General features: G+C 75.9%; 12 protein-coding genes and 1 riboswitch. Of the genes, 4 read left to right on the top strand and 8 right to left on the bottom strand.

From position 1 onward, the window contains the following. Positions 1 to 48: 48 nt before the first annotated feature. From ABT247_RS26850 to ABT247_RS26840, 3 genes are all read right to left on the bottom strand, one after another. Entirely contained in the window at positions 49 to 438 is a 390-nt protein-coding gene (locus ABT247_RS26850; RefSeq protein WP_350747049.1) for an SCO2097 family morphological protein, read from the bottom strand. Positions 439 to 855: 417 nt separating this feature from the next. Next, on the bottom strand, positions 856 to 1608 hold the full coding sequence (locus ABT247_RS26845; RefSeq protein ID WP_350747046.1) for a methyltransferase domain-containing protein: 753 nt from the start codon (positions 1606 to 1608) through the stop codon (positions 856 to 858). Positions 1609 to 1679: 71 nt separating this feature from the next. Next, positions 1680 to 2234: an SAV_6107 family HEPN domain-containing protein gene (locus ABT247_RS26840; protein ID WP_350747043.1), complete on the bottom strand. Its 555-nt coding sequence runs from the start codon at positions 2232 to 2234 to the stop codon at positions 1680 to 1682. Positions 2235 to 2835: 601 nt separating this feature from the next. Here ABT247_RS26840 and ABT247_RS26835 point away from each other — a divergent pair. Both ABT247_RS26835 and ABT247_RS26830 read left to right on the top strand, forming a co-directional pair. Beyond that, positions 2836 to 3489 (top strand): DUF4126 domain-containing protein, encoded by a 654-nt coding sequence (locus tag ABT247_RS26835; protein ID WP_350747040.1) that lies wholly within the window; start codon positions 2836 to 2838, stop codon positions 3487 to 3489. Between the two features lie 87 nt (positions 3490 to 3576). Further along, entirely contained in the window at positions 3577 to 5070 is a 1494-nt protein-coding gene (locus ABT247_RS26830; RefSeq protein ID WP_350747038.1) for a phytoene desaturase family protein, read from the top strand. 16 nt (positions 5071 to 5086) lie between these two features. Here ABT247_RS26830 and ABT247_RS26825 read toward each other — a convergent pair whose 3' ends face one another. Together ABT247_RS26825 and metF are read right to left on the bottom strand one after the other, a co-directional pair. Then, complete coding sequence (locus ABT247_RS26825) at positions 5087 to 5929, bottom strand: hypothetical protein (protein WP_350747035.1); 843 nt, start codon at positions 5927 to 5929, stop codon at positions 5087 to 5089. Positions 5930 to 6115: 186 nt separating this feature from the next. Then, positions 6116 to 7030 carry a methylenetetrahydrofolate reductase [NAD(P)H] gene (gene metF, locus ABT247_RS26820; protein WP_350747032.1) on the bottom strand — a complete coding sequence of 305 codons (915 nt, stop codon included), beginning with the start codon at positions 7028 to 7030 and terminating at the stop codon, positions 6116 to 6118. A gap of 174 nt (positions 7031 to 7204) precedes the next feature. On the opposite strand from metF, the gene ABT247_RS26815 reads away from it, so the two are divergent. After that, positions 7205 to 8311, top strand: a complete 1107-nt coding sequence (locus ABT247_RS26815) for a polyprenyl synthetase family protein (protein WP_350747030.1) — start codon at positions 7205 to 7207, stop codon at positions 8309 to 8311. Positions 8312 to 8395: 84 nt separating this feature from the next. Here ABT247_RS26815 and thiE read toward each other — a convergent pair whose 3' ends face one another. Genes thiE through ABT247_RS26800 form a run of 3 tightly spaced genes read right to left on the bottom strand, consistent with a single transcriptional unit; the run spans position 8396 to position 10662 of the window. Then, the gene (thiE, locus tag ABT247_RS26810; protein ID WP_350747028.1) at positions 8396 to 9049 is read right to left on the bottom strand and encodes a thiamine phosphate synthase; all 654 of its coding nucleotides are present in this window, start codon (positions 9047 to 9049) and stop codon (positions 8396 to 8398) included. Beyond that, entirely contained in the window at positions 9049 to 9414 is a 366-nt protein-coding gene (locus tag ABT247_RS26805; RefSeq protein ID WP_350747025.1) for an Rv2175c family DNA-binding protein, read from the bottom strand. Before ABT247_RS26805 ends, thiE begins: the two co-directional genes overlap by 1 nt. A 42-nt stretch (positions 9415 to 9456) precedes the next feature. Further along, positions 9457 to 10662 (bottom strand): NAD(P)/FAD-dependent oxidoreductase, encoded by a 1206-nt coding sequence (locus ABT247_RS26800; protein ID WP_350747052.1) that lies wholly within the window; start codon positions 10660 to 10662, stop codon positions 9457 to 9459. Between the two features lie 117 nt (positions 10663 to 10779). Beyond that, positions 10780 to 10892, top strand: a riboswitch (TPP riboswitch). 27 nt (positions 10893 to 10919) lie between these two features. On the opposite strand from ABT247_RS26800, the gene ABT247_RS26795 reads away from it, so the two are divergent. Further along, positions 10920 to 11246 (top strand): FAD-dependent oxidoreductase (locus tag ABT247_RS26795; protein ID WP_350747022.1); only part of this gene is annotated, 327 nt, incomplete at its 3' end.

The raw sequence follows: 11246 nt of genomic DNA, 5'->3' as shown, positions 1-11246 counted from the left end.
CTTGGCTTCCGTCCTGGTGGTGCGTCGCACGCCCGGCGTGCGCGCGGCTCAGAACCCGCCGGTCTGCTCGTCCCTGCGGCGCTGCCAGCGCTGCTCCACCCGGTCCATCATCCCGGCCTTGCGGCGCGGGGCGGCGGCCTGCCGGGGGCCGGGACCCTGACCCGCGGGCCCCCGGCGCCAGCCGGTGACGGCGAACACCGCGCAGCCGAGCATCACCAGGAAGCCGACGACGCTGACCCAGATCTGGTCCGGAACGACCATGCCGCCCATCAGCAGGCCGACCCCCACCACGAACCCGGCGATGGCCAGATAGACCCGCCGACGGGTGTAGGTGCGCAGCCCGGTTCCCTCGAGCGCCGACGCGAATTTGGGATCTTCGGCATACAGCGCTCGCTCCATCTGGTCGAGCAGTCGCTGCTCGTGCTCCGAGAGCGGCACGGAGTCCTCCTACTCGTCGGTCGCGGGTGCGACCGGTCCGCCACCCCGGTCGGGGAGGCAAGTCCAATCAGCCATGGGGCACATGGTCGGACGCCTGTGCGGGGGACCCGGCCCGTGTCGTCCATATGCCCCACGCGTCCGGCTGTCATGCTTTCCGGCTTTACCCAGATCATACGGTCCGTGGGCCCGTTACGGGGTGGTCTGCGCCGCGTGGGCCGGGCCACTTCGACCGGGCGGGGCCGCACCCGGATGAACGCGGGACGGCCCGGACAAGTGCCCGATCCGATGGAATCGGCCGGAAGCTGGGGAGGTTCGCGGGCGCACCGGGGTGGGGCCGGGGGGAACCGGCGCCCGGCCGGGAAACGAACCGCCGCCGCACGGCGGGTGAACCGTACGACGGCGGGCGGTCCCGGGGGGTCAGGCCAGGGTCGCCAGCAGGTGCAGCTGGGTGGCCACGGCGTGGAAGGCGGGCTGCTCGGCGGCGGCCTCCTCCAGCTTCAGCAGCGCCTCCACCGCGCCGGGCTCGGTGTCCACCAGGACGCCGGGCACCAGGTCGGCGAAGACCCGGACGCCGTGCACCGACTCGACCCGCAGGCCGGCGCCCTCGGCCAGCCGGCCCAGCTCCTCGACGGTGAAGCGGCGCGGCATCGGATCCTGGGCGCCCCAGCGGCCGTCGGCGGCGGAGAGCACCGTCCGGGCCTCGTTGAAGTGGCCCGCCAGCGCGCGGGCCAGGACCGCGCCGTTCCGGTTGGCGGCCAGCAGGCTGACCAGGCCGCCCTTGCGCAGCGTGGCGGCCAGGCTGCCGAGCGACTCGGCCGGGTCGTCCACGACCTCCAGCACGCCGTGGCAGAGCGCCGCGTCCACGGTGCCGGGGGCGATCAGCTCGGGCAGCGTCTGGGTGTCGCCCTGGACGGCCCGCACCAGGTCCGTCACCCCGGCCTCGGCGGCCCGGCGCTCCAGCGCGAACAGCGCGTCGGGACTCGGGTCGACCACGGTGACCCGGTGGCCGAGCTTGGCCACCGGCACGGCGAAGTTGCCGGTGCCGCCGCCGGTGTCGACGACGTCCAGCACCGGCTGCTCCAGCTCGGCCGCCCGCTTCTCCAGGGCTGCCCGCACCACCTCCCACACCACGGCGGTACGCAGGGCGCTGCGGGGACGCGTCGGGTACAAGGTGGGGCTCCTCGGCACGTGCGGTTCGATCGGGATGCCTCCACCTTAAGCCTCGGGCGTCGGGGCGCCGGTCAGGCCCGGGGGTCGTCGGCGTCCAGCGGGAGCCTGGGGGCGGGCGGGGTCGGCCGCAGGCCGAGCAGGCGCTCGACCAGGCGCAGGAACAGGGCGGAGTTGCGGATCAGGTCGTCGGCGTCGCGGGCCGAGGCGGCGCCCCGGATCCCGGCCTCGGCGGCGGCCCGGCGGCGGGCGCCGGCTCCGTAGTACCCCGCCCACTCGGCCAGCTCGGGGGCCACCTCGGGCAGCACCTCCCAGGCGCTGCGGATGGCCTTGCGCCGCCGCGGGTTCTTCTCCGGCCGGCCGCGCACGGCCAGCACGGCGGCCACGGTGCGCAGCGCGGCGAGGTGGGCGGTGGCGTAGCGCTCCAGCGGATCCTCCAGCGCGCGGGCTCGGGTGAGCGTCCGGTGGGCGTCGGAGAGCAGGTCCAGGGCGGCGGGCGGCGCGGTGATCCGGCGCAGCACCGGATGGACGTCACGGCCCGCCGGGCGCCCTCCGGAGGGACCCGGGGCGTGCGGCTGGGCGGCGGAGTGGAGGCGGGCGGTGACGGGCTCAGGACGGCTGATGGTCATGGTCTCCCCCGTTCCGAGGCAGCGCGCGGACCGGGTGGTCCGTGCTCCACCATCGTGAACGGCACCACTGACAATCCCCGCCCGGTCGGCGTACCGGCGGCGGGCGCGGGCCCTTCCCCCGTGCCGCGCCGCCGCCGTGTGCCGTCGCCCCGCCGTCCCCCCACCGGGAGGCGGGGCGCTGTCCCCCCTCGGCGACCGGTCTCCCCCCGGCCCGCTCCGCCGCCCCGTGTCGGCGGTGCGGGTCCGTGACCGGCCCTCGTGCGGACCTTCCGCCGCCGTCCCCGGGCCCTCCCGGCCGGGGGACGGACGGATCCGCCACCCGGGCGGGCCGGCGCCCGACGCGCCGCCCTCCCGGGTGCCACCACTCTCCCGTCCCGGCAGGTCGCGGGCCATCCGCTGAACTACTCAACCGTGGACCTGAGTATCCGTACTCAGATCCGCCCGCCTCCGCCCGGGCCGGAACCGCAGCGGTGTCCGCGGCGTCCCGGCTCCCGGTACGGTACGGCGTGCCGGGCGATCCGGCGAGGGTTTTCCCGGAGTCGCCCACCGGGACCGCGACGGCCGACCGGGCCGACGACGGACGTGCGAGGAGGGGGACACGATGACGGTCCTGCCGCTGATCTTCACCAGCGGCCTGGCCAGCGGCGTCAACGCGTACGCGGTGGTGCTGCTGCTGGGCCTGCTGGGCCGATTCGCCGACGCGGAGTCCGTGCCGCACGCGCTCGAGCGCACCGACGTGCTGATCGCGGCGGCGGTGCTGTTCGCGCTGGAGGCGGTGGCCGACAAGATCCCGTACGTGGACACCGTCTGGGACGCCGTGCACACCGTGATCCGGCCGGTCGCGGGTGCCGTCGTGGGCGCGCTGATCGCGAGCGCCGACCCGGGCTCGCTCGGCGAGCTCGCGGCCGGCGCGGTGGGCGGCACCACGGCGCTGGTCAGCCACCTGGTGAAGGCCTCGCTGCGGATGGCGGTGAACACCTCGCCGGAGCCGGCCAGCAACATCGTGGTCAGCGTGGCGGAGGACCTCTCGGTGGCCGGTCTGGTCACCCTGGCGATCTTCCACCCCTGGCTGGCCGCCTCGCTCGCCGCCGCCGTCCTGGCCGTCGGCCTGCTGCTGGTCCGGCTGGCGGTCCGCAGGATCCGCGCCTTCCGGGCCCGCCGCCGCGAACGCCGGGCGGCCCGGGCGGCCGGAAAGACCGGGGTGGCCGGGGTGGCCGGGGCGACCGGGGCGGGCGTCCGGGCCGGGCAGCCCTAGTCGGGCGCCGTGCAGGGCCTCCCGGCCGGGCCTGCGGAGCGTCGCCCCGCAGGCAGGGGTCCCGGCACGGGCCCCTAGGATCGGGCCATGGCAGAGATCGTCGTCATCGGTGCAGGAATGAGCGGGCTCGCGGCGGCCTCCCGGCTGGCGACCCTCGGCCACCGGGTGACGGTCTGCGAGGCGGGCGGCACGTACGGCGGCATGGTCGGCCGGTACGAGCGCGACGGCTTCGCCTTCGACACCGGCCCCGGGCTGCTCCCGCTGCCGGCCGTCTACCGCGACCTGGCGCTGAAGACCGGCAAGGAGCCGCTGGAACAGCTGGTCGAGCTGGCCCCGGTGGACCCGGAGAGCCGGCACCTGCTCCCCGACGGCACCGCCGTCACCCTGCCCAACGCCTCGCGCGGCGGCGTCAGCCAGGCCCTGGACGCCGTCTTCGGCGCGGGCTCCGGCGCCCGCTGGAGCGAGGTGATGAACCGCGGCCGGACGGTCTGGGAGGCCACCCGGCGCCCGCTGCTGGAGGAGCCGCTCCCGGCCGACCGGGGCTTCCTGGGGACCGACCCGTACCCCGTGCCGCCCCGGACCGGCCTGGCCCGGCTGCGCCGCCCGCGCCCGTGGACGCTGGCGGACGTGGCGCGGCGCGAGCTCGGCGGCCACCCGGGCCTGACCTCCCTGCTGTCCGAGCCGGCGCTGCGTCACGGCTTCGTCCCCGGGCGGACCCCGGCCGGGGCCACCGTGCTGCCGTACATGGAGCAGTCCTTCGGCGTCTGGTACGTCCGGGGCGGTCTGCGAGCCCTCGCTGAGGCGGTGTTCCGCCGCTGCGAGCTGCGCCGGGTCGGGTTCCGCTTCGACACCCCCGTCACCCGGGTGGTGGTCGAGGGCGGTCGGACGCGCGGGGTCGAGACCGCGGACGGCCGGATCGACGCGGACCTGGTGGTGTCGGCGATGGACGCCGGCGCCCTCTTCGCGCACGGCCTCGCCGAGTGGCCGGGGAAGCCGCCCGAGGAGTGGCGGCCGCACGGGGTGCCCGGCCGGTTCAGCGTGCTGCTGGCCCTGCGCGGGCGCCGCCCGGAGGGCACCGCGCACCGGACGGTGGTGCACGCGGCCGATCCGGCCGCCGAGGAGAGCGCCCTGAGCCTCGCGGGGCCGCCCTGCGAGCGCCCCACCGTGCAGGTGCTGCGCCCGGACGACCCGGCGCTGCGGCCCGACGACGACCACGAGAGCGTGGTGCTGACCGCGACCGTCCCCGCCCAGGGTGACACCGACTGGACCGCCCCCGGCGTCGCCGACCGCTACGCCGACCGGCTGCTCGCCCACGTGGACGCGGCCGGCCTCGGCCTGCGCGAGCGGCTGCTGTGGCGGGTGGTCCGCACCCCGGAGGACACCCGCCGGGAGACCGGCGCCCTCGGCGGCGCCGTCGCCCGCCCCGCCCTGGCCGGGTCGGCGGGCTCGTGGCTGAGGGCCGCCAACGAGTCGCCCGTCCCCGGGCTCTACCTGGTCGGCGGCAACGCCCACCCGGGCGGCGGGCTCTCCCGCGCCGGGATGTCCGCCTGCATCGCGGCCGGCCTGATCGGTCCGGCGTGACGCCGACGGCCGGGCGTCAGCCCTGCTGCCAGGTGTGCTGCTGCTGGTAGCCGTAGCCGCCCTGGTCGTACACCGGCTGCTGCGGAACGCCCTGGGTGTGCTGCTGCTCGGGCTGGGGCTGCCACTGCTGCTGGGCGTTCGGGTCCCAGGCCTGCTGCTGGTGCGGTTGCTGCTGGTAGCCCGCGTACGGGTCGTGGGCCTGCTGGTAGCCGCCGTACGGGTCCTGCTGCTGGGGGTAGCCGTAGGACTGCTGCTGGTCGTAGGCGAAGGCGGGCTGCTGCTGGGTCTGCCACTGCTGCTGGTCGTAGCCGGACTGGTAGGCCGCGGCGTACGGGTCCTGGGGCTGCTGCTGGGCCGACTGCTCGTAGTAGGCGGGGGCGTAGACGCCGTCCTGGGCCAGTTCCTGCATCTCGAAGGCGGCGGTCTGCTCGACCTCCGGGGCGTCCTCGGCGGCCGGCTCCGGGGCCGGCGGCTCCTCGACCGCGCTGACCTCGCCGACCCGCTCCTCGGGCACCGCGGCCGCCGCGACCGCCGCCGCGCCGCCGGTGAGGGCGCCGAGCAGCGGCACCTTGGCGAGCGGGCCGGGCAGGCCGCCGTCGGGCGTGCGCAGGGACCAGCCGGTGCGGTAGCCGCGCTTGACCGAGAGGGTGACGAAGGCCTGGCCGACGGCGAAGGACGCGGCTCCGGCACCGATCACCACGACCGAGCCGAGCGCCATCCCGGCGGCCACCCCGAGGAAGCCGACCAGGGCGACCACCCGCCAGTGCAGCGGGGCCCGGTTCTGCAGCAGGACCTCGGCGACGAGCCAGAGCGCCACCACCGCCAACGCGACGTACAGGAGCAGGAATCCGATGCCCATCCGCGCGCTACCTCCAGTCGCGTGCCCGCGCGCGCCGCGCGTGTGCGGCGACTGTACCGGTTCAACGGCCCGGGTACCGCATCGCGTTCCCGCCGTCGGCGGCACCGGTCGCAGCCGGACGGGGCACGTCACCGGGCCCGCCACCGCCGAACGGTGACGGGCCCGTGAACAGCGGCCGAAGGGGCCCTACCGCCGGTGCAGCCCCAGGTTCTGGTAGATCTCCAGCGTCGCCGTCGAGTGGTTGAGCGTGATGAAGTGCAGGCCGGGCGCGCCCTCGGCGAGCAGGCGCTCGGCCATCACGGTGGCGTGCTCCATGCCGATCGCCCGCAGCGCCGCCGGGTCGTCGACGGCCGCCCGCAGCCGGGCCTCCAGCTCCACCGGGAAGGCGGACCCGCTGAGCTGCGGGAAGCGCTCCAGCTGCTTGGCGTTGGTCACCGGCATGATCTCCGGGATGATCGGCGTCTCGCAGCCCGCGGCCGTCACCCGGTCGCGGAACCGCAGGTAGTCGTCGACCTCGAAGAACATCTGGGTGATCGCGTAGTCGGCGCCGGAGCGGACCTTGGCGACGAAGTGCCGGATGTCGTCGTCCCAGTTGTCCGAGCGCGGGTGCATGTTCGGCGAGGCCGCGACGCCGACGCAGAAGTCGCCGATCCCCTTGATCAGCTCGACCAGCTCGTACGCGTAGGTGACGCCGTCCGGGTGGCGGACCCACTCGCCCATCGGGTCGCCGGGCGGGTCGCCGCGGACCGCGAGGATGTTCCGCACCCCCTGGTCGGCGTACTGGCCGATGATGTTGCGCAGTTCGGCGGTCGAGTGGTCCACCGCGGTCAGATGGGCGACCGGGGTGAGCGTGGTCTCGGTGGCGATCCGGCCGACCATGTTGACGGTGCGCTCGCGCGAGGAGCCGCCGGCGCCGTACGTCATGCAGACGAAGTTCGGGTCCAGCGGTTCGAGCCGACGGATGGCGTCCCACAGCTTGTGCTCGCCGGCCTCGCTGCGCGGCGGCATGAACTCGAAGGAGAAGGAGCGCTTTCCGGCCGCCAGGAGGTCGCGGACCGTCTGTGCGCGGTCCGACCTCGTGGAGGCGATGCCGAGTGCCATGCTGGCAGGTTATCCGGCTCTCGAAGGGGCCGGACAACCCGGTTCCACCATGTGGGACACGTGGTGGACCCCGTTCCGCTCCGCTCCCGGCGGCCCCCGCCGTCCCGCTCGCACGCCCGTTCCCGGCTCCCCCGCTACGCTTGCTGCACCCCAGCGAACCAGCGGAGCAGCATCGTGACCTCGTCCAGCAACCGGCCGGCCAACCCCATTGACGTGGAGGACGTCCGCGCCCGCGTCAACGACGCCCTCGCCGCGTTCATGGACGGCCAGGCCGCGCTGCTCGGCAAGATCTCGCCCCAGCTGGGCCCCGCCTGCGACGCGCTGCGCGACTTCCTGCTGGACGGCGGCAAGCGGCTGCGCCCCGCCTTCTGCTACTGGGGCTGGCGCAGTGCCGGCGGCCCCGCCGACGACGCGGGCATCGCCGCCGCGGCGGCCGCCCTGGAGCTGCTGCAGGCCAGCGCGCTGGTGCACGACGACCTGATGGACCGCAGCGACACCCGCCGCGGCCTGCCGTCGGTCCACCGCCGCTTCGAGGCCCTCCACCGGGACAGCGGCTGGCGCGGCGACCGCGAGCAGTACGGTGCCTCGGCCGCGGTGCTGCTCGGCGACCTGCTGCTGATCTGGTGCGACGAACTGTTCCTGCGCTCCGGACTGGACCCGGCCGCCGTGCTGGCCGCCAAGCCGGTGTTCGACCTGATGCGCACCGAGGTCATGGTCGGCCAGTACCTGGACGTGCTGGAGCCGGTGGCCGGCGACTCGGCCGACGGGGGCGCGCTGGACCGCGCGCAGACCGTCCTGCACTACAAGTCGGCGAAGTACACGATCGAGCGGCCGCTGCAGGTCGGCGCCCTGCTCGCCGGGGCCGGGACGGAGCTGGTCGAGGCCCTCGGGGCGTTCGGGCTGCCGCTGGGCGAGGCCTTCCAGCTGCGGGACGACCTGCTCGGGGTCTTCGGCGATCCCACCGTCACCGGCAAGCCGGCCGGGGACGACCTGCGCGAGGGCAAGCGCACCCTGCTGGTCGCCCACGCGATGCGCGCCCTGCCGCCCGCCGACGCCCGGCACCTGGACGCCCGGCTCGGCGCGCCGGACCTCGCCGCCGAGGAGGTCACCGAGCTGCGCGACCTGGTCGCCCGCAGCGGCGCGCCCGAGCTCGTGGAGCGCCGGATCGAGGAGCTGATGCGGCAGTCGCTGGGCGCGCTGGAGGCGGCGCCGCTCGCCGACGAGCGGGCCCGGGCGGTGCTGCTGGCGCTGGCCGAGGCCGCCACCGTCCGCACGTACTGACCGTTCCCGGGCAGCACCGGACGACGGGACGGGCCCGCCGGTCGCCGAGGCGATGGCGGGCCCGTCCGTTCGACCGGCGGCCGGTCAGAGCGCCGCGCGCACCCGGCGGGACAGCTCGGCGGCGGCCGCCCGCGGGTCCTCCGCCGCGGTGACGGCGCGGACCACCACGATCCGGCGGGCCCCGGCGGCCAGCACCTCGTCCAGGTTGCCGAGGTCGATCCCGCCGATCGCGAACCACGGCCGGTCGGTCGGCTGCTTCGCCGCGTACGAGACCAGGCCGAGGCCCGGTGCGAAGCGGCCCGGCTTGGTAGGCGTCGGCCAGACCGGACCGGTGCAGAAGTAGTCCACGCCCGGCTCCGCGATCGCCGCGTCCACCTCGGACTCGGCGTGGCAGGAGCGCCCGATCAGCACGTCCTCGCCGAGGATCGCCCGGGCGGCCGGCACCGGCAGGTCGTCCTGGCCGAGGTGCAGCACGTCCGGCCGGGCCGCGTGGGCGACGTCGGCCCGGTCGTTGACGGCCAGCAGCTTGCCGTGGCGGCGGCAGGCGTCGGCGAAGACCTCCAGGGCCGCCAGTTCCTGCTTGGCCTCCAGCCCCTTGTCGCGGAGCTGGACGACGTCCACTCCGCCGGCCAGCGCGGCGTCCAGGAACTCGGCGAGGTCGCCCTGCTCACGGCGGGCGTCCGTGCACAGGTACAGCCGGGCGTCGGCCAGGCGGTCGCGCAGCGTGTCCGCCGCCATCAGATGAGCATCGCCTGGGCGCGGCGCTTGACCTCGGTGCCGCGGTTCTCGCGCAGCGCCTGGATCGGGCTGCCGGGCAGCGACGGGTCCTCGGTGAAGAGCCACTCCAGGATCTCCGCGTCGCTGAACCCGCAGTCCCGCAGCACGGTCAGGGTTCCGGACAGGTGCTTGACCAGCCCCTTGTCCTCGATGAAGGCCGCCGGGACCTGCAGCGACTTGTTCGGGCCTCGCCGGACGGCGATCAGCCCGCCGTTGCGGACCAGGTCACGTACCTCGGTGACCCGCACTCCCCACAGCTCCGAGATGTCGGGCAGGTACATCCACTCGGGGATCAGGGCTTCAATCTTGCTTTCGATCTCACTCACGCCACCAGACTGCCACCTCGGCGGCCCGCCGCGCACCAGCCGCTACCCCGCGACGGCCGACTTCAGCGGCACCGAGGGGTCGGCGGCGAGGGCGCGGTCCACCGCCGTGCCGCGCTCGATCAACTTCCGCCCCTGGGTGAGGTCGCGCGGCCGGTCCACGGCCAGCAGCGCGCTCGGCACCCCGTCGCGCAGCCAGAGCACCGACCAGGCGGCGTCCTGGGGGCTGCCGCGCCACAGCAGCTCGTCGCCCTCGGCGTGCCGGCCGGCGTACTGGACCATCCGCCCGAACTGCTCGGACCAGAAGTACGGCACCGGGTCGTAGGGAGCGTCCGCCCCGAGCACCGCGGCGGCCGCGGCCTCGCCGGACTGCAGCGCGTGGTCCCAGTGCTGGACGGCCAGCCGGGCGCCGGAGCGGGCCGACGGGTAGCTGACGCAGTCCCCGGCGGCGAAGACCCCGGGCAGGCCGGTGCGCAGCCGCTCGTCCACCACCACCGAGCCCGCCGCGTCCAGTTCGACGCCCGAGCCCGCCAGCCACCCGGTCGCGGGCCGGGCGCCGACGCCGACCACCACCTCGTCGGCGGCCAGGTGCGAGCCGTCCGCCAGCAGCACCGCGCCCTCCTCGACGGCGGCCACCCCGACCCCGCAGCGCAGTTCGACCCCGGCCTCGGCGTACCAGGCGGCCATCGCCGTGCCGACGGCGGTCGGCAGGGCGCCCGGCACCGGCGCCGGGCCGGCCTCCACCACGGTCACCTCGCAGCCGGCCTGCCGCGCGGCGGTGGACACCTCGGCACCGATCCAGCCCGCGCCGACCAGCACCAGCCGCAGCCCGGGGCGCAGCAGCGCGCGCAGCGCCAGGGCGTCGTCCAGGGTGTGCAGCAGGTGCGCCCGCTCGGCGCCGGGCAGTGCGCGCGGGGTCGCGCCGGTGGCGATCACCAGCGCGTCGTACGGGAGGTCGCCGCCGTCGGTGCGCAGCACGCCGGCGGCCAGGCCGGTGGCGCGACGGCCGAGGAGCAGCTCGATGCCGAGCTGCCCGTAGTCGATGTCCAGGGTGGTGGCGTCGGCCTTGCCGAGCAGCACGTCCTTGGACAGCGGCGGCCGGTCGTACGGCGCGTGGGTCTCCTCGCCGACCAGCGTGATCCGCCCCCGCCAGCCGCCCTGCCGCAGCTTCAGGGCGCACTGCGCCCCGGCCAGCCCGGCCCCGACGACGACCACCCGATCCGTTCCGCTCAGCTCTGCCACGCCCGTCACTGTACTCAGCACCGCAACGGGCACTTGGCGCCCGCCCGCCCCTCGGCCGCCCGCCCCGCTCGGCCGTCCCGCGTCGCCCGAGGGCCTTCGGCCGGGCCGACCCCCGGCGTTAAGGTGGGTGCACCACACGGGAGCCCGGCGGACCGGGCTGAGAGGCGGGCTGGCACGGCCCGCGACCGTCCGAACCTGATCCGGGTCATACCGGCGAAGGGAGAAGAGCAGCCTTGTCACGCTCGCCCTCAGGCGTCCGCGCCGACGTGCTGGTGATCGGCGGGGGCGTCATCGGCCTCGCCGTCGCGTGGCGCGCCGCACAGCGCGGGTCGCGGAACGTGGTCGTGGTCGACCCCTCCCCCGGTGGCGGGGCGGCCGGGGTCGCGGCCGGGATGCTGGCGCCGGTCACCGAGCTCCAGTACGGCGAGGAGCCGCTGCTGCGCCTCGGCATGGCCTCCAACGAGCGGTACCCGGCGTTCGCCGCCGAACTCGCCGAGGCGCACTGCTGCTGCTCAACGCCCTGCTGCCGCATTCGCTGCTCTGGCCGGTCTACCTCGTCGCCGCGCTGGTCGCCGCCTGCGACGGCCTGCAGC

The organism is Kitasatospora sp. NPDC001539 (assembly GCF_040298565.1).
Taxonomy (GTDB): Bacteria; Actinomycetota; Actinomycetes; order Streptomycetales; family Streptomycetaceae; genus Kitasatospora.
Note: the sequence above shows the minus strand (reverse complement) of the source record. Positions and strands in the feature narration are given on the sequence as shown.